A 22,777-nucleotide genomic window follows, 5' to 3' on the forward strand; every position below is an offset into this window, starting at 1 on the left:
ATGTTCGTTCGCCGTGATTTCACCCGCCTCGCCGCCGCCCTCGCCGGCATGCCGTTCCTACGGTCCCCCGCCCGTGCGGAGGATGCAGGGGCCAAGGGCCCACCGGCACCCTCGACCGGCCACGGCGAGGACATGGCCGGCTACGACCCGAACGTACGTTGGATGGGCGACGAGCGGATCGCGATGCTGATGTACCCGGGGATGACGGTCATGGACCTCATCGGTCCGCAAAGCATGTTCGCGGCGATGATGGGGGCCAGGATCCATCTCGTCGCCAAGACCCTCGATCCGGTGACCAGCGACGGCGGGGTGACGATCACCCCGGACGCGACCTTCGACACCTGCCCGCGCGACCTCACCGTGCTGTTCACGCCAGGCGGCACGGACGGCACGATCAAGGCAGCGACCGATCCCGCGACGCTCGCCTTCATGGCCGACCGGGCAAGCCGGGCGACGTACGTCACCAGCGTATGCTCCGGCTCGCTGATCCTGGGAGCGGCAGGGCTGCTCAAGGGCTACAGGGCGACCTCGCATTGGTCCTGCCGGGATGCGCTGGCCGGGTTCGGCGCCATCCCAACGGACGCCCGCGTCGTCCGGGACCGTAATCGGATCACCGGCGCGGGCGTGACCGCTGGTTTGGATTTCGGGCTCTCCATGGTCGCGGAGATGCGCGACCGGACCTATGCCGAATGCTGTCAGCTCATGAGCGAATACGATCCCGAGCTGCCCTTCCATGCCGGTTCCTTGAAGACCGCCCCGCCGGAGGTGAGGGAGCCCATGGTCAGGATGGTCGCCGGCTTCAGACGAGCGGCCGAGGCACTGGCGGCGGACAGCGGACTGCGCTGAGGAACGGAAGCTTTTGTAAGGGTCGCTCCGTGGAAGCTGCGTCCAAGGCAGGTCGTAACGTATGTCCGCTTCCGAGCACCTCGCCAACCAGTTGATATGGCAAGGTTGGGTCGGGACCCGTCCGACCGCTCTATGACCGGGTAGGTGGGTTTTTGCCGGTCTGCTTTCGGGCGCGATGGTGGGAGAAGCGGACACCTGGGTGTGTTTTCGACGAACACCCAGGGGCTCTCACAATGCGTTCTCAGCGCAGGCTGACCAAAGAACCGTTGACCAGGAACAAGCGTCCCGTAGGACGCCTGTTTGCTGGTCAGTCAATCGTTGACCTCAGTTCGCCCGGGCAACCTCGACGAGGTTGTCCGAGAACGACGGAGCGTGGCCCATGTCGGTGAAGGCGCCCGACGAGATGCTGTTGACCGTACCCTCGTTAAGCTGACGCCAGTAGCCCAGCGTCGCGACCACGATGCCGGCCTTCACGTCCTCGGTGATGCGCGCCACGCCCTTGAAGGCGCCGCGGTCGTTGGCGACCTGCACCCGGTCGCCATCCCGGATGCCGCGCGCATTGGCGTCGTGCTGACTGATCATCACGAACTGCTCGCCCTGGCCCTTCTGCTTGTCCTCCATGTTCGCGTAGCAGGAGTTCAGGAAGTAGTGGCTCTTGGGCGAGACGATGTTGAGCGGGAAGCGCTTGGCCAGTGCCGGATCGTTGGTGTGGGACTCGCGCGGGCCGAGATAGTCGGGCAGCGGATCGAGTGCTTCGCCTGGCTGGAAGCCCTCGTACATCTGCCGGAACGGCGGCGCGACGAAGTTGGTGGCTCCCTCGACCATGAACATGCACTTGCCGGTCGGCGTCGGGAAGTTGCCTTCCTTATGCGGGGCCCGGTCGTCCGGCGTACCGACATTGAGCCGGGCGAAGCCATGCTCGCGCATGTATTGGAGGTCGATGCCTTCGCAGGCCGGCGAGTTCCAGTCGACATAGTGCTCCAGGCACTCCGTGTCGGTCCACTTGAAGTTCTCTTCCTCAAAACCGAGCCGGGCGGCGAGCTGGCGGAAGATCTCGTTGTTCGGGATGGCCTCACCGGGCGCATCCGCGCACTTGGTGTTGTAGGTCAGGTAGAGGTGTCCCCACGACAGGATCATGTCCTCCATCTCCGCGCCCATCGTGGCCGGAAGCACGATGTCGGCGTAGGAGGCTGTGTCCGAGATGAAGTGCTCGGCCGAGATCATGAACAGGTCCTCGCGCATCAGCCCGGCGACGATCTTGTCGGTCTCGGGCGCCTGCGTGACCGGGTTCGAGTTCCAGCACATCATCGACATGATCGGCGGATCGAGCTTCAACTCGCCGGTGAGGGCCGGTCCGATCTGCAGGTTCGAGACGACACGTGTGCCCTCCGGGATCAGGTCGGGCCGGCACATCACGTCGAACTTGTAGGGATGCTCCCACACGCCGAACTGCGTGACGCCGCCACCGACATGACGCCAGGCGCCTGTCAGCGCCGGGATGGATGATACCGCCCGGATGGTCTGGCCGCCGCCGTAGTGCCGCTCCAGCGCCACGCCCATGCGGATGGCCACCGGCTGCTCGGTCGCCATCTCGCGGGCGAGCTTGCGGATGTCCTCGGCCGGGACGCCGGTGATCTCGGCGGCCCATTCGGGCGTGCGGGTGCTGGCCCGCTCCTTCAGCTCTTCGAAGCCAACCGTGTAATTGTCGACGTAGTCCTGGTCGATGAGGCCCTGTTCGATGATTGAGTTGATCAGCGCCATGGCGAGCGCGCCGTCCGTGCCGGGCTTCGGGGCGATGTGCCAGTCGGCCGCCTTGGCCGTGCGCGAGGCGTAGGTGTCGATGACGACGACCTTAGCACCCTTTTTCTGGGCGTCCTTGACGATGGCCCAGTGATGCAGGTTCGTGCTGACGGAGTTGCAGGCCCAGATCACGATGTATTTCGAGTGGATATAGCTGTCCGGGTCGAGCCCCGCCGTTGGGCCGACGGTGAGGAGCCAAGCCGTGCATGAGCCCTCGCCGCAAAAGGTGCGCTCCGTCACCGTGGCGCCCATGCGGTTGAAGAAGGCGTCGCCGCCGTTCAGCCCGTGCACGAGGCCCTGGTTGCCGAGGTAGCTGTAGGGCGCGATGGCCTCGGGCCCGTACTGGTCGATGATCGCCTTCCAGCGCGTCACGATGGTGTCGAGCGCCTCATCCCAGGTGATGCGCTCGAACTGCTTCGAGCCCTTCGGCCCGACCCGCTTCATCGGGTAGAGCAGCCGGTCGGGGTGGTAGTGGCGCTTCTCGTAGTCCTTCAGCTTCACGCACAAGCCGCCACGGGTCATCGGGTGGTCCGGGTTACCGCGCACGCCGAGCAACTTCCCGTCCTTGACCTCGAACAGCATCGAGCACGTGTCCGGGCAGTCGTGCGGGCAGCCGCCGAAGAAGGTCTCGGTGAGGCTCTCGGCCTGGGCGACCAGCAGGGAGTCAGGCTTGACGATCTCGTTCATGTTTCCTCCACGGCCGAGCGTCCTGCCTTATTTTTCTGGCAGGCCGGCCCAGTGCGTCAGCAGAATGCACTCAAGTGCAAACAATTCCAAATTTTGGTCCGGTGGAAGGGCCAAAAGAGCGCTGGGCCATGGTGCCAACCGTTTTGTTGCGGATCGGGGCCGTGCGCCTGAGACCTGGTTCGTTGCGGCAGGGACGGGTTACGCCACAGCAAGCAGGCGATATCGGGCAGGATGGAACGTGTGGAACTGACGCTCACGCTAGACGCCAAGTCCGATAAGCCGCTCCAAGCGCAGGTTTTCGCCCAGGTTCGAGAGATCATCCTGGACGGTCAGATCAAGGCCGGCATGGCACTGCCTCCGAGTCGCCTGCTGGCGGAGCGCCTCCGGGTGTCCCGCAACACGGTGATGCTGGCCTACGAACGCCTTGCGGCGGAGGGCTACGTCAAGGCGCGCGGCACGGCGGGCCTATTCGTTGAGCCGATCTCACCGGACAGTCTTCTACTGATCCAACAGGGCAGTCGGTCGTTCACGAACGGCCCGGTGCCGGACGTGTCGAGCGAGCCCCTGCTTTGCTTCGCAGGTTCGCCCGGCGGGGGCGGCGACCGGCCCGAACTCGATTTCTGGGTTGGGCGGTCCGACCCGGCCGGGTTCCCGCTGGCCATCTGGCGCCGGATCGTAACGCGGCTCCTGGCGCGGGAGACGGCCTACCTTACCGATTACTGCGATCCGGCCGGCCTCCCGGATTTGCGCATGGCCATCAGCACGCACCTACGGCGCGCCAGAGCGGTGGCTGTGACCGAGGATCAGGTCATCGTGACCACGGGTGGGCAGGACGCCCTCAACCTCGTATTCAACCTGCTGAAGGGACATACCCGGCAGCTCTGCATCGAGAACCCCTGCTACCTCGGAGCCTCGCTGATCTTTAGGAACGCCGGCTTGGAGATCCATCCAGTGCCGGTCGACGGCGAGGGCCTGCGCACGGACCTTTTGCCCACGGCCAAGGGCAGCCTGCTCTACGTCACGCCCTCACACCAGTTCCCCACCGGGGCCACGATGCCGTTGGCACGGCGCCTGGCCCTGCTGCGATGGGCGGAGGAAACTGACAGCTACATCGTCGAGGACGATTACGACAGCGACTTCCGGTACGACGGGCCGCCACTGACGGCCCTGGCCGGTCTCGACGGCGGCCGACGCGTCTTCTACGCTGGGACGTTCTCGAAGTCCGTAGGCGCCGGCCTGCGCATCGGTTTCGCCACGGTCCCTCGCATGTTCTGGGATGAGGCGCGAATGCTGAAGGCACGGATGAGCAACGGTCAGGCCTGGCTTGAGCAGGCCGCTCTCGCTGCCTTTATTGACGAGGGACACTTCGACCGGCATCTGCGTCGCCTGAGACAGGTCTACAAGGCGCGCCGGGACTGCCTCGTCGGAGCGCTGAGTAAGACGTTCGATGGAGCCGTCGTCCTCGGCGGGGAGAGCGGCCTGCACCTGGTCTGGCGCCTCCCACCCGCCTTTCCGCCCGCCCGGCAGATCCAGCTTCTCGCACGTGAGCAGGGCATCGGCGTCTACGCTCTTTCGAGCGGGGCCGCCTACGATTTTGACCGCGGCGCACGGGACGACATGTTGGTCTTCGGATACTCATCGCTCAACGAAAGGCAAATCGAGACAGCGGTCGGCCAATTGCAGCGGATATTGCTTGGGCAAGCAGATCGCGGCGAAGGCACGGTTTAGGTCTGCTTTAAAGCACCTATCGGATTGGCTTCTTCGACGTAGTTGGGTCGGGACCCGTCCGTCCGCTCCAAGACCGGGCTGGGTGGATTTGCGACTGTCAGCTTCCACGAGGCGGAGGTCACGTAGAGGGCGTACCGGAGCTGTCGGATCTCGGCAGCCCGAATCTTCGGCACGTGGGTGCGAAGCTATCGCAGGGATTGGCAGAACTCAGCTGCGAGCCCATCAAACGCGGCGTGCAGGAAGGAGTCCAGCGGCTGATCTCCGCCCACCTGGATCCAGTCCTCAATGGCCAGGCGCATGGCGCCGAGCGAGGCCATCGCGAGGAGGCGTAAGGGCGTGCTGCGATCGGGACTCGGCCATCGCTCGACCAGCGTCGCATACAGGGCCTGCTCATGCAGGCCGTAGGTTGCCTGCTTACGCACCCTGAGGGTTTCGCTGGACCGCAGGACGCGGTCGATGCTGATGAACTCCTGGGTCCGGAAGCCTGCGGACAGCGTCAGCATCGCATCGCGGACCGCATCCACCGGCACCTTGTCGGAAGGCTGGGCCAGGATCGCCTTGTGCAGGGATGCGCTGAACCCCCGCATCTGCCAATCCAGCAGGATCTCCTCCTTCGACTTAAAGTAGTAGAAGAAAGTCCGACGCGAGATGCCGGCCGCCTCGGCGATGGCATCCAGCGTCGTCGCCTCGTAGCCGTTCCGGCTGAACAGCTTAAGGCCTGTCTCCGCGATCCTCTCCAGCGTCTCCTGACGCTTACGCGCGCGCAGGCCACTCGGCTTTGATGACACGATTTCCATCCCGGCGTTTTCGCATGCGATTTCGCACATACAAAACTGCACTCAGTGCGAATATATCTTTGCACCGAGTGCGATTTAGCGTGTGGGGCGGGAAAGACCTGAATGTCTGGCTGGACGTTGAAAGACCTTCCTTCCCAGTCGGGACGGGTTGCCATCGTGACGGGGACAGGTGGCCTCGGCTTCGAGAATGCGCTCGCACTCACGCGGGGCGGGAGCGAGGTTGTCATCGCTGGGCGCAACTCGGACAAGGGCGGACAAGCCATCAAGTTGATACGGCAGAAGTCGCCTGACGCCAGGGTTCGCTTCGAAATCCTCGACCTGGCAAGCCTCGCTTCGATTGCTGCCTTCGCTCAGCGCATGGCGGGCGATCTCAACGGCGTCGACTTACTGATCAACAATGCCGCAGTGATGAATTCGCCGGTGCGCAAGGTCTCTGGCGACGGCTTCGAGTTGCAGTTCGCCACGAACTACCTCGGACACTTCGCGCTCACCGCCCATCTGCTGCCGTTGCTGCGCCGGGGGCGCACACCCCGCGTGGTCACGTTGTCCAGCGTGGCGGCCCGTAGCGGCCGCATCGACTTCGACGACCTGCAGACGGAGCGCGCCTATCGCCCGATGGCGGCCTACGCTCAGTCCAAGCTCGCCTGCCTGATGTTCGCGCTCGAACTTCAGCGCCGCAGCGAAGCGAACGGCTGGGGGGTCACCAGCCTTGCGGCGCATCCCGGGATCTCGCGGACAGACCTGTTGCCGAACGGCTCAGGTCGCTGGAGCTTCGCCGGCATCATGCGGACCTACATGTGGTTCCTGTTCCAGCCGGCAGCGCAGGGGGCATTGCCGACCCTGTATGCCGCGTCCTCGCCATTTGCTTTGAGCGGGGGGTACTACGGTCCGACGCGACTGGGTGAGACCCGCGGCGCGCCGGGGCCCGCCGCCATTCCGGTCCAAGCTCGGGACGAGGCCGTTGCGGCTCGGTTATGGGCCGAGTCCGAACGTCTGTCCGGCGCGGTGTTCCAATAGATCCCGGTCGTCGGACGGACCTTCCCGATCATACGTAGCGAAGCGAAGGAGCCGCCGGATGCCTGGGCGTCCCACTGCCCGGCCAAACGGTGACCCTCCGTCGGGCACAGTAAGTCGCCTCGACCGGCCTAATTCCCAAGATCCCATGCCCGTGGCCTTCCTCGGCCATTCCAGAGCAGCTCCCACTTGGATGGAAACGATGTCGAACGGCTCGCTCACGTTCTGGATCGTCATCGCCGCCGCCAGTGCCGCGTTCGGTGCCCTGTACGGCATCCTGTTCCACGAGGGGCCGGCCGTACTCGGCGTTACGTATGGGACATGCATAGGCGTCCTCGCCATCGCCTACGAGCGCGGTGCCCTGTTCCCGCGGTACACGACCTGCCTCCGGCGCCTGCCCTCTCTGGCCTACTTCGCCGCGGCGGAGATGAGCTTGCTCCTCGTGATCATCATAGGAATGGGCGTGATGGGCATCGTGGTCCGAGCCCTAGGCCTGACGGACAAGAGCTTGGCGGAGGTCGTGATACCTCGGCCCCAGGCTGTCATCTACGCGATGGCTGTGTCGGCGCTCCTGATCGGCGTGTTGCGCATGCGCGATCTCATCGGCCGCAGCACATTCACCAACCTGATCCTCGGTCGCTATCATCGCCCGCGCAGCGAGGAGCGCATCTTCCTGTTCCTCGATCTCGTCGGCTCGACCGCCTATGCGGAGAAGCACGGGGACTTCGCGGCACAGGAACTGCTGAAGGACGTGTTCGAGACGATTGCCGAACCGGTTCGCCGACATCGCGGTCAGATCGACGACTACATTGGCGATCAGGTGATCATCTCCTGGCCACTGATGCGCGGCATCGAGCGGGCCAGGTGCATCGAATGCATCTTCGCGATCCAACGAATGCTCCGCGATGATCGCGACCGATGGACTAGGAGATTCGGACTCGTCCCGGAACTCCGCGCGGCGCTCCATGGCGGCAGCGTCGTCACGGCCGAGATAGGGATCGACCGGCACAAGATCGCCTACTTCGGCGACGTCATGAACGCAACCGCCCGACTGGAAGGTCTGTGCCGGGAGACAAGCCGGTCCGTGCTCGTCTCGGAAGCCGTGCTCTGCAGGATTCCCGTGCTTCCAGACGGCATCGAGGCGGAGGCCTTGGGGCAGCATGTTCTGAGGGGGCGTAGCGGGGAGATGGTCGTCCACGCGCTTACCGAACGGCGGAAATTCTCGGTCGTTGGCGAGGTCGTCGGTCAACCCCATCATGGGCGCGGGGTTGCAGCGTCCCATCGCTTGTCTTGAACGGGCGTACCGTAAGCGCCGCTGGATGACGGCTAGAGCGCTCTCCGCCGAAGTGGATGCCGGTTCGGCGAAAAAGAGCGCGGCAAACAGAGGCTTAGAGATGTGTCCCGACCCAACGTGGTCGGGCGCAGCTCTAGATGTCCATCCCGACCCCGAATGCTTCCGACGAAGGCCACAAGGCTCCCGCCCGATCAACCTGCCGTCAAACACCGTGAGACGTTCATGCCCATCACCGCCGATGTCCCGCAACGCACGGACGCCTTCCCGGCACCGACGAATCGTAGCCTCAGCCGCCGCCGCTTCGGCACGATGGCCCTGGCGTCGGGTGCCGCAGCCTGGCTCTCGTCCCTGTCGGCCCAGGCGCTGCCGGCATCCGAGGAAGCCCGGGTCATCGACTTCGAATGGGTCGATCCGACACGCGACCGCGCGGTGCCGGCGCGGCTCTACTGGCCAGCCTCCGCGACCCGGAAGGGACCGGTCCCGCTCATCGTCTTCTCCCATGGGCTCGGCGGTTCGCGAAAAGGCTACAGCTACCTCGGCGAGGGGTGGTCGGCGCGCGGGATCGCGAGCCTGCACATCCAGCACGTCGGCAGCGACCAGACGCTTTGGGAGGGCAACCCGATACTGCTCCTCGACCGTCTCGATGGGGCAGCGGACGAGCAGGAAGCCATAGAGCGGACGCGGGACGTGAGCTTCGGCCTCGACCGCCTGCTCCATCGTGACAATCCCTTCCAAGCCGCCATCGACAGGAAACGCGTTGTCGCGGCCGGTCATTCATACGGGGCGAACACGACCCTGATCCTGACCGGCGCTCAGGTGATCCGCAACGGGAAGCCCATCGGGGGCCGGGACCCACGCTTCACGGCGAGTATCGTGATCTCAGCCCCACCCTTCTACGGCGAGGCCGACCTCGCGGCAGTTCTCGCTTCCGCGGATGTCCCCTCCCTCCACGTGACCACGACCGAGGACACGATCCGCATCCCCGGCCGTTTCTCGCCGGTGCAGGACCGCATCGACGTCTTCAACGCCATCCCTACGGCGCGAAAGGCCCTCGTCGTGTTCCAGGGCGGTTCGCACAGCGTCTTCACCGATCGATCCCTTAGGAATGGCGGGCCGCTGAACCCTCTGGTGAAGCGTGCGACGATGGAAGCCGGCATAGCCTTCCTCGACCTCGTTCATCGCTCCGATCCCGCTCCAATGGAGGAATGGAACGTGACCTGGAAGCCGATCCTGGCCGCTGCACCGGTGCCTTTTCCGGTCCCGACGAGACAGGCGGACCGTAGACGTCGCGCCTGAGGTTCGGACCACATCATTGCTCAATGAAGCGGCCGGGGCGACCTAATCCCACGGCTGGCGGACGCTACGGCATTGATGGGTTCGAACTCATATGCGTTGCCGTCTACGTACTTGCATGCACCCACTTCGAGACGTCCGCTCAGCCCCTCGCGACCGTGATGATCTGCCGCCATGCCGGGACGCGGCGAGGCCGCTATCCCGTCCTGCTCTCGCCACTACTGCCCCGGCTTAATAGCCCGAATGATCCGGTGTGGAAAAAGGCAATACAGCCGATCTGGCGATCCGCCTACGTCGCGCGGAACGACGGCATACCAGGACCGTTCGTTCTATTGCAGCGTGCTACGGGCGAACCCGCCTGCTGATGCTGCTGGCCACTTTGATCGGACACCTGCCATGGCTCAGAGCCGCGACTTCGCACGTCCCGCTGCTCTCATGACGTTGGGAGCCGCGGCTCTCGGTCTTACCGCCGTTGTGGTGAGTGCGAGAGCACGACAGGCGGAGCGGGACAACCCGCCGACCGGCCGGATCATCGACGTTGATGGCCTTCAAGTTCACTATGCCGAGGTGGGCGACGGCGAACCTCTGGTGCTCCTGCACGGCAACGGCAGCATGCTCCAAGATTTTATGTCGAGCGGCTTCGTCCAGGCAGCAGCCAAGCGCTATCGCGTCATCGCCTTTGATCGACCGGGCTATGGTTATACCGAGCGACCCCGCAGCACCATCTGGACACCCTCCGCCCAGGCAGATCTACTTCGCACGGCGCTGCAGCAAATTGGGGTCTCGCACTCCCTCGTGCTGGGCCACTCCTGGGGTGCCTCTGTCGCCATCGCCCTCGCGCTCGACCACCCGGACATGGTCCGGGGCCTTATCTTAGAGAGCGGGTACTACTACGGTTCAGTCCGTGCGGACGTCGTACTGATGTCCGGTCCCGCCTTGCCGCTCATCGGCGACATCCTGCGCTACACCGTTTCGCCTCCCGTCGCTCGTCTTCTCTGGCCGTCAATGATCCGGAAGCTGTTCAGCCCTGCACCGGTGGCCGCCACGTTCGAAGGCGTCCCCTCCGAGATGGCAATCCGTCCCTCACAGTTGCGGGCCAGCGCGGCCGAGTCTGCATTGATGATCCCAGATGCGCTGGCGGTCCAAAACCGCTACGCCGAACTCTCAATGCCGGTGGCCATTGTCGCCGGAGCTGGGGACAAGATGGTGGATCTTGCCACTCAAGCCGTGCGCCTGCATCGCGTGCTTCAGAATAGCAGCCTGCATGTCGTGCAGGATTGCGGTCATATGGTGCACCATACCGCTCCCGGTGAAGTGATGTCAGCTGTGGAGACGGTTGCCCAGGCGGTCGAAGCGGCGCCACGCCTCAAAACCGAGGGTAGCGGTTAGAGCGCGTTCCAGCAGGGAACAGGCGGTGGCTATCGATGCAGGAACGGTAGTCCAATGGGGTCGACTTGGTAGGTTAAGATTGTGGAGACGCAGTCGAATCCTTCCCACTGGTTAGACCGATGGCCTGCTATCTCCGCAAGGCCGTACGACCCGTTTAATGAGCTGCACCATGCTGCTGGAGTGGCGCCCTTTGGCTCACGAGATCCTCGTCCTGCTTCCGCTAATTTGGGCCAAAGTCCCTGGGAAAATTCGCGAACGCTGGCGGCAAAAGTATGCCTCGGCCTTATGCAGCAAACTCACCTAAATGCGCTGAAGGCAACGGTTAGACGGATGCCTTCTCGGCCTTCGCGCCTTCCGGTCTCTCTTGCCTTTCCTTTTAGGGAAGGTTGCAACCGGCCGCTCGTCCTCGCCACGCTCCTTGAGTGAGAATGCGCAGCAAGGCATTCTAGGAGACCGGACCGTGCAGCGCCTGACCGACATGCTCCGGCGGTTGGTCGAGAAAGCAATGGCGGCGGATGTTCGGCTCGCTCCTTTCATTGGGATCGGTTGCCCCGGAGAGATCCGCTCGGACGGCACCATCGCCTGCGGTACGCAGAACCTTCCCGGTGACTGGAAGGCGGACGGCTTCCACCTCCCGGAACGCGTTCGCTCTGCCCTGCCGGTCATTGCTGGCGCCGAAACCGTCATCGTTTTGCACAACGATGCGGTGGTCCAGGGCCTGAGCGAATTGCTTTACATGCGTGATGTTCAGCGCCGGGGCATCCTGACCATCGGCACAGGTCTGGGCAACGCCCGCTTCACCTGGGCTCAAGACGAGTAGGGTTCGACCCCCAACATACACTCTGCAGCCTTCCGAGCACTGAGAACGGCGTTTTCCTCAGGCCGATCGACCGTCTATGGCGCATTATAGCGATCACCGGCCTGGGCGCGCGAAGCGTAGCGGACGCGAAGCACCCTGTGAAGAAAGAACAGCTAGCGAGCGCGTTTGAATGAGACGCTTATTTCCAGGATATCATCATTATAATGAGCGCCTCGGGCGAATATATGGGGTGGTGGCATGCTCGAATACTGCAGCACGACCAGGAACGCGTCAGCGGATCACCTCAATGGCGAGCGCCAAATCCTTCCGTAGCATCGCCATCCTCCGGACCGTTTTCCTCCCGCTCCAACCTGCAGTAATCGACCAGTAAACGCTGAAAGGGAGCGAGGTCGGTCGCCTCACGGTAAGTGTTCTCACGTTTGATGGCCGCACGACATTTGGCGATCTCCTGGTCCGCCTCCCGGTCGACATCCGCCGTCTGCGCAGAGCTCAATGTCTGCAGCGATCCCAATCCCATTCGATCAGCAATTGCTACGCGAATCTCGTCACGCTTGGCCACCAGCTTGTTCACGATGCTCTACCTCCGCGCCATGACAGGCTTCTTCCCAGGTAACTGCAAGATGCCAAATATGGCTCCCAGCGGATCAACATCTTTATGCGGGCAGGCATTTCCTTAGGCGGCTCAAGTGAATTCGCCTCCTTTGATATTGAAACTGGCGATGCACTCGAGATGCATGATTGAAGTTCCGCCTTTCCTCGAATCCAGGCGTTGCAGTATGCGGCCTTGAAGGCTGAAATCTGGTCAGTATCCTTTGTCGACAAGAGCCCACGCGTCGGTCCGCTTAAGGGCTACGCTTGCGGCCGCCAGTGCGACCCCGTCGAATCACTTCCGGCCAATGCTCTGTATTGCAAGGTCGGTCTGAGTAGGGTCGGGACTTGCTGGTCTTCTCTACTGCCGGAGCGGGTAGTTTGCGGGCATGCAGCTTTCAGGAAGGAAAGTGCCGGAATCTGCGGCCTGCAGCCCTGTTCGACCGAGCGTTCAGTCCCTACCGCTCCTGGCGAAGGCCCCGAGCGAGACGCGCGCCACCTCTCGCAGAGCCTCGCGATTGGCCCCCGACGACGCGATGACGCCCATGCCAGAGGCCACCGTCGACAGGAATCGCGCCAGTGCCGCAGGATCCGCGTCCTCCGGCAGATCGCCGTCGGCCTTTGCCTGAATGAAACGCCCGAGGAGTTCCGTCTCCGACTCGGCCCGGCGCGAGGCCAGCTCGAACGGGATGTTCTCCGAGCCGGCGCCGCAGGCGAGTCCGCCCTGGACGAGAAGGCAGCCGGGCGGATTGGCCGGGTCGGTATGGCTCTCGGCGATGCTGCTTAGGAAGCGCTCGGCCACGTCGCGCGCCGTGGCGCCGGCGAGCACGTAGCGCATGTGCTCCGACCGCCGCAGCGCGTAGCGATCGAGGGCGGCCATGAGGAGGCCCTCTTTGCTGCCGAAGGCTGCGTAGAGGCTCGGCGCCTTGATGCCCATCGCCTTCGTCAGCATGGCGAGACTGGCGCCGTCGTAGCCGTGACGCCAGAACACCTCCATCGCCTCGTCGAGGGCTTTGTCCCTATCGAAGGACCTGGGTCGCCCCATCACCATTGTCAGCTGACTCCAACTTTTATAACGAGTGGTAGATAAGTCTCTTGACGCCCGCCGTCCATGCCGACATGTGTAGCGAACTCTACAGATGTCGGAGTCGGCCGTGAACCCTTCGCCTCACGCTTCCCCTACCCGTTCCGGTTTTCGGCGCAGCCTCGCGGCCGGTGTTGCCTTCGTTCTTCTGGCGGGCGCCTTCGTTCAAACCCTCCCCAGCCTGACGGCGCACGGAACGGAGGCGGTCGCCGCACCGGCGCCGGCCGAGCCCGCGACGCCGGTGCCCGTCGCCACCGTCGCGCCTCGCCCGGTCGTGCTGTGGGACGAGTTCTCCGGCCGACTCGAAGCGGTTGACCGGGTCGACGTCCGGGCACGTGTTGGCGGAGCGATCCAGGCGACGCACTTCACCGAGGGCGAACTCGTCAGGCCCGGCGACCTGCTGGTGACCATCGACCCCGCACCCTACGCCACCGAAGTCCATCGCCTGGAGGCACAGGCCGCCGGCGCTGAGGCGCGTCTCGCCCTGACCGCAAGCGACTTCGAGCGTGGACAGCGGCTTTCCGACCAGCGCATCGTCACGGCCCGCGATCTCGATGTCCGCGCCAACGCGTTCAAGGAAGCCAAGGCGAGCCTCGACGCTGCCAAGGCGACGCTGGAGGCCGCCCGACTCAACCTCAGCTACACGGAGGTGAGGGCCGCAGTCGGCGGACGCGTTGGACGCCGTGAGATCACGCCGGGGAACCTCGTCGCCACTGGCGCGGGCGCTGCTGTGCTGACCACCCTCGTCTCCGTCGATCCCGTCTATGCCAGCTTCGACGCGGACGAGACCGTCGTCCTCAAGGCCCTGGCCTCACTGGCTGACCCCTCGGGCAAGCGCGGCAGCCTCGACCGCATCCCGGTCGAGATGCTCACCGCCGACGGGGCGCGGGCGCGTGGGCACCTCCAGTTCATCGACAACAAGGTCGATGCGCGAAGCGGCACCATCCGGGTCCGCGCAAGCTTCGGCAACAGCGACGGACATCTCATCCCGGGTCAGTTCGCTCGCATGCGCCTCGGCCAGGCCGCACCCGAATCGCTGCTGCTCGTGGACGAGCGTGCGGTCGGCACGGATCAGGACAAGAAGTTCGTGCTCGTTGTGGGGGCCGACGACCGCGCAGAGTTCCGTGCCGTCACCCTCGGCCGGTCCGTTGACGGACTGCGCGTCGTAAACTCCGGCCTGTCAGGCGGCGAGCGCATCGTCGTCAACGGCCTTCAGCGGCTCCGGCCCGGCATGCTCCTTCGGCCCGAGCCGGTCGCCATGGGCGCGCGGCCGCAGGACTCCGCAACGGCTCCGCGCCGAGTCGCGCAGAACTGACGGGCGGCGCAGGCCGCTCTTCCCGATCGGGCTTCTACCCGGCGGCCGCCATGCGACCGCTCTCTCTCCCCGTGCGCCCAGGAGGGCGGCATGAACCTCTCGAAATTCTTCATCGACCGGCCGATCTTCGCAGGCGTGCTCTCGGTGCTCATGTTCATCATGGGCCTGATCTCGCTCTTCGCGATGCCGATCTCCGAGTATCCGGACGTGGTGCCACCCTCGGTCGTCGTGCGCGCGACCTTCCCAGGCGCTAACCCCAAAGTCATCGTCGAGACGGTGGCGACGCCGATCGAGGAGCAGATCAACGGCGTCGAGGGCATGCTTTACATGTCGAGCCAGGCCACGACCGACGGCATCATGACGCTCACCGTCACGTTCCGTCTCGGCACTGACCCCGACAAGGCCCAGCAGCTCGTACAGAACCGCGTCTCGCAGGCCGAGCCGCGCCTGCCGGCCATCGTGCGCCAGCTCGGCATCGTCACGGTGAAGTCCTCGCCGGACCTGACCATGGTGGTGCACCTCGTCTCGCCCAACGGGCGCTACGACATGACCTACCTGCGCAACTACGCGGTGCTGAACATCAAGGACCGGCTCGCCCGCCTCGACGGCGTCGGGCAGGTGCAGCTTTTCGGCTCTGGCGACTATTCGATGCGCATCTGGCTCGACCCGCAGAAGGTTGCCGAGCACGGGCTGTCGGCCGGCGACGTCGTGCGCGAGATCCAGGCGCAGAACGTGGAGGCGGCGGCCGGTGTCATTGGCGCCTCGCCGGCAATCCCGGGACTCGACCTCCAGCTTTCCCTCAACGCCAACGGGCGGCTTACCACTGAGGAGCAGTTCGGCGACATCGTCGTAAAGACCGGGGAGAGCGGTGAGATCACCCGCCTGCGCGACGTCGCCCGGATCGAGCTCGGAGCTTCCGACTACGCCCTGCGCTCCCTTCTCGACAACAAGTCCGCCGTCGCCCTGCCGATCTCCCAGTCGCCCGGCTCGAACGCGATTCAGATCTCCGACGAGGTCCGCCGGACCATGGCGGAGATCAAGCAGAACATGCCCGAGGGCGTCGACTACGAGATCGTCTATGATCCGACGCAGTTCGTGCGCGCCTCCATCGAGGCCGTGATCCACACTCTGCTGGAGGCCATCGCCCTCGTCGTCCTCGTGGTGATCCTGTTCCTGCAGACCTGGCGCGCTTCGATCATCCCGCTTCTCGCCGTGCCGGTCTCCATCGTCGGCACCTTCGCGGTGATGCACGTCTTCGGCTTCTCCATCAATGCGCTCAGCCTGTTCGGCCTCGTGCTCGCCATCGGCATCGTGGTCGACGACGCCATCGTGGTCGTCGAGAACGTCGAGCGGAACATCGACAGTGGCCTGTCGCCACGAGACGCCAGCTACCAGGCCATGCGCGAGGTCTCCGGACCCATCATCGCCATCGCCCTCGTGCTCGTGGCGGTATTCGTACCGCTCGCCTTCATCAGCGGCCTGACGGGCCAGTTCTACAAGCAGTTCGCCCTCACCATCGCTATCTCGACCGTCATCTCGGCCGTCAATTCGCTGACCCTGTCGCCGGCTCTCTCGGCGCTGCTGCTGAAAGACCACCACGCCCCCAAGGACCGCCTGACCCGCATCCTCGACGGGATGCTCGGCTGGTTTTTCCGGCGCTTCAACCGCGTCTTCGGCCGGGCCTCGGACGGGTACGGGCGAGGCGTCGGTTTCGTCGTCTCCCGCAAGGCGACAATGATGGTGCTCTACCTCGTCCTCGTCGGTCTGACCGTGGTGCTGTTCCGCCAGATCCCCGGCGGCTTCGTGCCGGGCCAGGACAAGCAGTACCTCGTCGGCTTCGCGCAGCTGCCGGACGGCGCGACCCTCGACCGGACCGAGGACGTGATCCGCCGTATGAGCGAGATTGCCCTGAAGGAGCCCGGCGTCGAAAGCGCTGTCGCCTTCCCAGGCCTCTCCATCAACGGCTTCACCAACAGTTCGAACTCAGGGATTGTGTTCTCCACCCTGAAGCCATTCGAGGAGCGCCGCTCGCCGGCCCTGAACGGCGGTGCCATCGCCCAGTCGCTCAACAAGAAGTTCGCGGCAATCCCCGAGGCCTTCATCGCGATGTTTCCGCCGCCGCCTGTGAACGGCCTCGGCACCATCGGCGGGTTCAAGATGCAGATCGAGGACCGGGCCGGCCTCGGCTACGAGGCGCTCAACGACGCGACCAAGGCCTTCCTGGCCAAGGCCGCCCAGGCCCCGGAGCTCGCGGGCCTCTTCTCGAGCTTCCAGATGAATGTGCCGCAGCTCTTCGCCGACATCGACCGGACGAAGGCTCGACAGCTGCGCATCCCTGTAACGGACGTGTTCGACACGCTGCAGATCTATCTTGGCTCGCTCTACGTCAACGACTTCAACCGGTTCGGCCGCACCTACTCGGTCCGGGTTCAGGCCGACGCGCCCTTCCGCGCCCGCTCGGACGACATCGGGGCGCTGAAGGTGCGGGCGGGCTCCGGCGAGATGGTGCCGCTCGCCGCACTGCTTCGCGTCCGGCAGACGGCCGGGCCGGAACGCGCGATGCGCTACAACGGCTTCCTCTCGGCCGACATCAACGCCGGTGCGGCACCGGGCTACTCCTCGGGCCAGGCCCAGGCGGCCGCCGCCCGCATCGCGGCCGAGACCCTGCCGCGCGGCTTCGCCTTCGAGTGGACGGACCTGACTTACCAGGAGTTCATCGCCGGCAATTCCGGGATGTGGGTATTCCCGCTGGCGCTGCTCCTCGTCTTCCTCGTGCTTGCCGCCCAGTACGAGAGCCTGGCCCTGCCGCTCGCCATTCTGCTGATCGTGCCGATGGGCCTGCTCGCGGCGATGTTTGGGGTCTGGCTTTCAGCGGGCGACAACAACGTCTTCACCCAGATCGGCCTCATCGTCCTCGTCGGCCTCTCGGCCAAGAACGCGATCCTGATCGTGGAATTCGCCCGCGAACTTGAATTCGCCGGCCGCACGCCGCTCCAGGCCGCCATCGAGGCGAGCCGCCTTCGGCTGCGGCCGATTCTGATGACTTCGATGGCTTTCATCATGGGCGTGCTGCCCCTGGTGACGGCCACCGGTGCCGGCTCGGAAATGCGCAGCGCCATGGGCGTCGCTGTGTTCTCCGGTATGATTGGCGTCACCGCCTTCGGCCTCTTCCTGACGCCGGTCTTCTACGTCCTCCTGCGTCGCCTCAGTGGCAACCGGCCGCTCAAGCAGCATGGCGGCAGCGCCCCGGTTGTTCATCAGGAGCGGATCACAGAGGCCGCATAATGGTTCCGTACCGACGGGCTGGTCTGCCTGAGCCGGCATGGATCTGCTGCACCTCGAAAACGTCACCCAACGACTGCTTTCGGAAGAGGTTGGATCCGAAATTTACTGCGACATTGGGTCGGGTCCCGGTGGTCCGCTCTATGACCAGGAAGGGTGGAGAGCAGGCATTCAGCCCGGCGATCATGACGGACTGCATTGCCCCCAAAAGCAGATGTTCGCCGGCTTGGTGTTATGGAAGTTTCAGGCCTGTTGCGGCCTCAAATAGGAACTGCCACAGCGACCTCGCCCTGCGAGGATCGCGGTCGCTTCCGGTGCGCGGCGATGCAGGTGACCACGCTCACCGCCACGAGGACGAAGGCCGCTACCTCCAACGGCTGCGGCAGGCGGCGCTCCCATGCGAACCCGTAAAGCAACGCGAAAAGGGTCTCGAACAGGATCATCTGCCCCACCAGCGTCAGGGGAAGCAGCCGGCTCATCCGGTTCCAGAGCGCGTTGCCGGCCAGGGAGGCGAGCACCGCCACCCCGACTGAAACGCCGGCAAACCACGCCCACTCGGCGACGCCATGCTGCACCGTCGCGGACAGGAGCGCGACCGGGACCAGCGCCACCGCCTGAGCACCGGTGACGAGGCCGGTCAGCAGGTTCCAGTCGTGCACGGAGACGTCGCCAAGGCGGCGCAGGCAGCGGCTGTTGCTCACCACGTAGCAGGTCCATGAGATGAGCGCCCCCAGCGCGCAGGCAAGTCCCATGACCTGGGCCGCCAGCGAGCCGGAGGCGGGCGCGGCGACTGCCTGCCAGCCGATGCAGAGCGCCCCCCCGACGCAGAGCAGAAGCGAGGGTGCGAGCCTGCGAAGTGGCACCGCATCGCGATCCCGGCTGCCGATGAGCGTGACCACCACCGGCAGGAAGCCGATGACCAGCGCCGTCAGGGCGATGCCGCCGGTCTGCACCGCCAGGGACAGAAGGATGTAGTAGATCGTGTTGCCAGCGAGCGAGAGCCAAGCGAGGTTCAGCCACTCCCGCCGGCCGATCCGGGGCAGGAGCCTGCGCAGCCGAGGCGCGATCAGGCAGGCAGAGATGAGGCCGTAGGCTAGATAGCGCCCGACCGTCAGTTCCAGCGGTTGGAAGCCGCTCACCAGTTCCGGAGCGAGGAAGACGAGCCCCCATAGGGCCCCGGCGCCCAGGCCACACAAGATGCCGGCCAGCGTCGTGTTGCCGCCCGGCGCGATGGTCATCGTCATCCGCATGAGCAAGTGATATCATCACGCCGTTGAGACGAGGGCTCTTGATTGACGGCCGAAACGAGACATCCACTCGCCGGATGACCCTGCCGCGCAACATTCCCCCGCGAGCGCTCGACGCGTTCGATTTGGCGATCCTCCGCATTGTTCAGCAGAACAACAAGACACCACAGCGCGTCATCGCCGAGGCGGTGAACCTGTCGCCGGCGGCTGTGCAGCGGCGGATCACGGTCATGGAGGCGGCCGGCGTCATCGGCCAGAACGTCGCCGTCGTCGAGCCTGAGGCGCTATCTTTGGCGATCACCGCTCTGGTCGAGGTGCGCCTGCGCGATGAGCGGGCCGCCACCGTGGACGCGGCGAAGGCGCTATTCCGCGCCACACCCGAGGTGCAGCAGTGCTACTACGTGACGGGCGGCATCAGCTTCGTCATGGTCATCATCTGCCGCGACATGCGCAGCTACGAGGCGCTGACACGCAGCCTGTTCGCCGAGAACGAGCTTGTCGACTACTACCGCACCAACATCGCTCTGGACCGGGTGAAGGCCGGCACGGCGCTCGCCGTGGCCTGATCGGCTGAGCCCCTGTGAACCGAGGCAGCTCTCCATCTGGAGCAGAGGTTGCGGCGTTCCAACAGACCTTGCCTCTGTGGAACGTTCCAGCCCCTCGCCCAGCCCATTCCAAATGAGTGGCTCTGTCTTCTGGAACGCCTCCTCCCTTAAAGCCCACGAACCTATCGGAACAGCTAAGCCTCCCCAGCGCCACTGACTGGTTCCCTCGGAGGTCCGCTATGCCTCCGTCAGCAGCCGTTAGCTGATGACCCGTCGGATGGCTTCTCAGGGTCGACACTCGCCGGTCCGCTTCACGAAGCGGTAGGGCTGACGCCGACAGACACTCGGTGCCGGAAATACCGTCGGTTTACCTACGGCGAAGCGTCGCTCGGTTTTTGGTGAGGGTTATGGAAGCGGGACTCCGAGCGTTTGAGCCGAACCGACGTGAGGCCGCCGCTCTCAAAGGCGAATCGGTTGTCTGGCTGGGCACTGCTCAGGCGCAACGACAGATCGTCGGAAGCAGAGCCGTTTCTAACCTTCTCGCAGGTGCAGGTAGTTGGCGTCGAACTCGGCCAGAGCTTTCAGGCCCGCCCAGTCCAGGATGGTCAGACGGCGATTCTTCAATTCGATCAGCCGTCTGCGCCGGAGTTCCTGCAGCGTGCGATTGACGTGCACGTTTGATAGGCCGGTGAGGTCCGCCAGATCAGCTTGTTTCAGAGGCAGCTCATAGCTCTGTCCGCGGGCCCATCCGACAGTCTGATAGCGAAGGTACAATTCGCAGAGGAGATGCGCCAAGCGCTCAATAGACGTGCGGCCTCCAACGTTTAGTAGCCATTCGTGTAGCATCGCCTCATCCACAAGGGCGCCCATGCGCAGACCGTGAGCGATGTTCTGATGCTGCTGTAATTGCTCCATCGTTTCAGGGGTCAGCCATACGACGCGGCAGGCGGAGAACGTGCCAATGGAGTAGTTCATCCTGTGTAGTAGAGGAGTATTGAGATTGCTCAGGTCACCTGGGATCAGGAGCCCTGTGATTTGGCGCCGCCCATTCTTCCGCTGCTTGTAGCGATAGGCCAAGCCTTCCAGGATCAAAAAAGCGCCGGGCGGTTCCTCGCCTTCCTCTATGAGCGCTTTTCGAGGCTCGACATTCCGGCTGGATGTACCGATCTCCTGCAAGAACGTTCGCTCGGCCTCGGAGAGGCGAACGAAGCTTTCGATTTTGTGGATCAAGGGGTTCAGCGGACGGGTGCCAAACGGCATTGTCGTCTCCTTCGGATACACAAAGCCTCTTATGGCTTCAGATTTCCGCAACCGAATGAACGACACATTTGTAAGTGCGTCAAATCAATACAAAGGACCGTTTTCCCTAAATGAATCTGCCGTACTTGCATCCTCAAGTTGCGGCCTGTGGAACTTATTAGAGGTGTGCGATCCAACGTAAAAACTGAACTGACACCTTACATGTTCCACAACGAGACTTTGCTGCCTCTGTTGCACTGCAGACAATCTGGCATACTCAGCCCACGTGCGTGCACGCAGCTTTCATAATGGCATTACCCGCGATGGCGGGCCTTTGAGTACAGCGTAAGTTGGCTTTAACGGCAACGTTGTGGCGATAGCAGCTGATTCTGGGTGACGGGAAAACGGTCATTTTGACGACAGACCGAGGGCCAAGGAACGTAACTAGGAAAGGCTACTCGTCTGCTTCTGGCCGTCCTAATCATGAAGCGGACCTGCCCCGATCGTATCCCATCAACAGGACTGACAAATCGCTTCGATGTTGTTTCCATCAGGGTCAAAAACAAAGGCAGCGTAGTAGTTCGGGTGGTAACGTTCGCGAATACCAGGAGCGCCGTTATCAGTCCCTCCGGCCGCGAGTGCACTATGGTGAAAAGCATCCACAACGTCTCGGCCGGTTGTCGCAAGCGCAAGGTGAATAGGCGTACCTGGCGCCTTTCCATCATGGAACCAGATACTGGGATATCCGTCCCGTCCTATGCCGTACCGTACGCCACCCGTGCGTGATCGCTCGGGACCCACACGGATGATGACGGCCATGCCAAATGGGCGGAGCGCTCCTTCGTAGAAGCGCCGCGACCGCTCTGCGTCCGCAACCGCGAACTCGATATGATCCAGGATTGCGCCGCCGGTCGAACCGACCTCCCCATTCATCATCGCCTGCACTCCGTGTTGGAAACTAAAATCGGGATCTGCGGTCGCGGGCGCCCATCCGGACCGACAGACCCGCTTGGGCAAGCCCCTTCGAAATGGCGAGCCCGAGGCCCTTGTTCGCGTCGGTCACCGGCGCCTATCGTTTGTCCGTTATGACGGCATCACCCTGCGGTAGCTTCGGCCGGGGCAGCCACATGCTTGCTAACGTCGCCGAACAGACGGCCCTCGACTTCGCGCAACACGAAGCGCCATGTGCCGTCGTGACGCTCGAAGCTGTCGATGTACCGTCCGGTTACGATCGGCTGCAGCGGAAGACCCGGCAGCTCCTGGTGGACCGTGAAGTAGCAAATCGAGCTGGCGGCCGTCTCGGACCCGACCTCGACGATGACGTTCGAGACCGAGTGCCAAGTGCGCGGCGTGTCGCCTACAGCAGCCTCGCCCCCCTCTCCACCTGGCGCATCGAGCCGGGACAGGACAGCGCCAAGACCGATGCGATGCGGGAGCCGGATGCGGTCTTCCAGACGATGGCCGCCAAGTACGGCGTGTCGGAAGCCCAGCTTCTCCTGCGTTGGGGCATCCAGAACGGGTATGCCGTCCTGCCCAAGAGCCTCAACCCCGAGCGCATGCGCCAGAACCTCGACCTTGACGGCTTCCGCATCAACGACGCGGACATGGCGACGATCCGCGAGATGGATCGTGGCGATGGCCTGGCCTGGTCAATCGGCGATCCGGCGCACGTCGCCTGAGCGGGGCCGCCGGACTGACGCGCCGACGCGCGTGAGGTCGACAGTCACGCCCTCGTGAGACGACACGCAGCATGGATGGTCTCGTACCCTTCATGCTGCGCTCGGCCACGTCTTACCTGGCTGCACGAAT

The 22,777-nt window shown here is 64.2% G+C and carries 19 protein-coding genes; 11 read left to right on the top strand and 8 right to left on the bottom strand.

The features are described from left to right. Complete coding sequence (locus ACYQR9_RS20775; protein WP_056453447.1) at window positions 1-846, top strand: DJ-1/PfpI family protein; 846 nt, start codon at window positions 1-3, stop codon at window positions 844-846. Between the two features lie 324 nt (window positions 847-1,170). On the opposite strand, the gene ACYQR9_RS20780 is transcribed toward ACYQR9_RS20775, so the two are convergent. Further along, window positions 1,171-3,333 carry a molybdopterin-containing oxidoreductase family protein gene (locus ACYQR9_RS20780; protein ID WP_461227883.1) on the bottom strand — a complete coding sequence of 721 codons (2,163 nt, stop codon included), beginning with the start codon at window positions 3,331-3,333 and terminating at the stop codon, window positions 1,171-1,173. Between the two features lie 240 nt (window positions 3,334-3,573). Between ACYQR9_RS20780 and pdxR the strand changes: the two genes are divergently transcribed. Then, window positions 3,574-5,061, top strand: a complete 1,488-nt coding sequence (gene pdxR, locus ACYQR9_RS20785) for a MocR-like pyridoxine biosynthesis transcription factor PdxR (protein WP_207413838.1) — start codon at window positions 3,574-3,576, stop codon at window positions 5,059-5,061. 185 nt (window positions 5,062-5,246) lie between these two features. Here the strand turns inward: pdxR and ACYQR9_RS20790 are convergent, their stop codons facing one another. Next, window positions 5,247-5,888 carry a TetR/AcrR family transcriptional regulator gene (locus tag ACYQR9_RS20790; RefSeq protein ID WP_461227884.1) on the bottom strand — a complete coding sequence of 214 codons (642 nt, stop codon included), beginning with the start codon at window positions 5,886-5,888 and terminating at the stop codon, window positions 5,247-5,249. 72 nt (window positions 5,889-5,960) lie between these two features. Here ACYQR9_RS20790 and ACYQR9_RS20795 point away from each other — a divergent pair, with 72 nt between their 5' ends. The 5 genes from ACYQR9_RS20795 (at window position 5,961) to ACYQR9_RS20815 (ending at window position 11,668) form a co-directional block, all read left to right on the top strand. Beyond that, window positions 5,961-6,875, top strand: a complete 915-nt coding sequence (locus ACYQR9_RS20795) for an SDR family oxidoreductase (RefSeq protein WP_461227885.1) — start codon at window positions 5,961-5,963, stop codon at window positions 6,873-6,875. A gap of 199 nt (window positions 6,876-7,074) precedes the next feature. Next, entirely contained in the window at window positions 7,075-8,166 is a 1,092-nt protein-coding gene (locus ACYQR9_RS20800; RefSeq protein WP_419953430.1) for an adenylate/guanylate cyclase domain-containing protein, read from the top strand. Between the two features lie 222 nt (window positions 8,167-8,388). After that, the gene (locus ACYQR9_RS20805) at window positions 8,389-9,462 is read left to right on the top strand and encodes an alpha/beta hydrolase family protein (protein ID WP_461227886.1); all 1,074 of its coding nucleotides are present in this window, start codon (window positions 8,389-8,391) and stop codon (window positions 9,460-9,462) included. Window positions 9,463-9,855: 393 nt separating this feature from the next. Next, entirely contained in the window at window positions 9,856-10,848 is a 993-nt protein-coding gene (locus ACYQR9_RS20810; protein ID WP_461227887.1) for an alpha/beta fold hydrolase, read from the top strand. A gap of 460 nt (window positions 10,849-11,308) precedes the next feature. After that, window positions 11,309-11,668, top strand: a complete 360-nt coding sequence (locus ACYQR9_RS20815; protein ID WP_461227888.1) for a hypothetical protein — start codon at window positions 11,309-11,311, stop codon at window positions 11,666-11,668. Window positions 11,669-11,951: 283 nt separating this feature from the next. Here ACYQR9_RS20815 and ACYQR9_RS20820 read toward each other — a convergent pair whose 3' ends face one another. Both ACYQR9_RS20820 and ACYQR9_RS20825 read right to left on the bottom strand, forming a co-directional pair. Further along, window positions 11,952-12,239 (bottom strand): hypothetical protein, encoded by a 288-nt coding sequence (locus tag ACYQR9_RS20820; RefSeq protein WP_461227889.1) that lies wholly within the window; start codon window positions 12,237-12,239, stop codon window positions 11,952-11,954. 468 nt (window positions 12,240-12,707) lie between these two features. Next, window positions 12,708-13,307 carry a TetR/AcrR family transcriptional regulator gene (locus tag ACYQR9_RS20825; protein ID WP_056428332.1) on the bottom strand — a complete coding sequence of 200 codons (600 nt, stop codon included), beginning with the start codon at window positions 13,305-13,307 and terminating at the stop codon, window positions 12,708-12,710. Window positions 13,308-13,395: 88 nt separating this feature from the next. Between ACYQR9_RS20825 and ACYQR9_RS20830 the strand changes: the two genes are divergently transcribed. After that, window positions 13,396-14,655, top strand: coding sequence for an efflux RND transporter periplasmic adaptor subunit (locus ACYQR9_RS20830; protein ID WP_461227890.1), 1,260 nt, complete (start codon window positions 13,396-13,398; stop codon window positions 14,653-14,655). Window positions 14,656-14,745: 90 nt separating this feature from the next. Continuing rightward, complete coding sequence (locus ACYQR9_RS20835; RefSeq protein WP_461227891.1) at window positions 14,746-17,940, top strand: efflux RND transporter permease subunit; 3,195 nt, start codon at window positions 14,746-14,748, stop codon at window positions 17,938-17,940. A 257-nt stretch (window positions 17,941-18,197) separates the two neighbouring features. Here ACYQR9_RS20835 and ACYQR9_RS20840 read toward each other — a convergent pair whose 3' ends face one another. Then, a complete protein-coding gene (locus tag ACYQR9_RS20840; RefSeq protein ID WP_461227892.1) occupies window positions 18,198-19,187 on the bottom strand; it encodes a DMT family transporter in 990 nt (329 codons plus the stop codon). Window positions 19,188-19,261: 74 nt separating this feature from the next. Between ACYQR9_RS20840 and ACYQR9_RS20845 the strand changes: the two genes are divergently transcribed. After that, on the top strand, window positions 19,262-19,750 hold the full coding sequence (locus ACYQR9_RS20845) for an Lrp/AsnC family transcriptional regulator (RefSeq protein ID WP_461227893.1): 489 nt from the start codon (window positions 19,262-19,264) through the stop codon (window positions 19,748-19,750). A gap of 510 nt (window positions 19,751-20,260) precedes the next feature. Here the strand turns inward: ACYQR9_RS20845 and ACYQR9_RS20850 are convergent. The 3 genes from ACYQR9_RS20850 to ACYQR9_RS20860 all read right to left on the bottom strand — a co-directional run bounded on the left by ACYQR9_RS20850 (window position 20,261) and on the right by ACYQR9_RS20860 (window position 22,422). Next, window positions 20,261-20,989, bottom strand: a complete 729-nt coding sequence (locus tag ACYQR9_RS20850) for a Crp/Fnr family transcriptional regulator (protein ID WP_461227894.1) — start codon at window positions 20,987-20,989, stop codon at window positions 20,261-20,263. A gap of 492 nt (window positions 20,990-21,481) precedes the next feature. After that, a complete protein-coding gene (locus ACYQR9_RS20855) occupies window positions 21,482-21,904 on the bottom strand; it encodes a VOC family protein (protein WP_461227895.1) in 423 nt (140 codons plus the stop codon). Between the two features lie 158 nt (window positions 21,905-22,062). Beyond that, entirely contained in the window at window positions 22,063-22,422 is a 360-nt protein-coding gene (locus ACYQR9_RS20860; RefSeq protein WP_461229861.1) for a nuclear transport factor 2 family protein, read from the bottom strand. Here ACYQR9_RS20860 and ACYQR9_RS20865 point away from each other — a divergent pair. Continuing rightward, window positions 22,303-22,647: an aldo/keto reductase gene (locus ACYQR9_RS20865; RefSeq protein ID WP_461229862.1), complete on the top strand. Its 345-nt coding sequence runs from the start codon at window positions 22,303-22,305 to the stop codon at window positions 22,645-22,647. The genes ACYQR9_RS20860 and ACYQR9_RS20865 overlap by 120 nt on opposite strands. Window positions 22,648-22,777 lie beyond the last annotated feature (130 nt).

The sequence above is a fragment of the Methylobacterium sp. CM6241 genome, assembly GCF_054817845.1.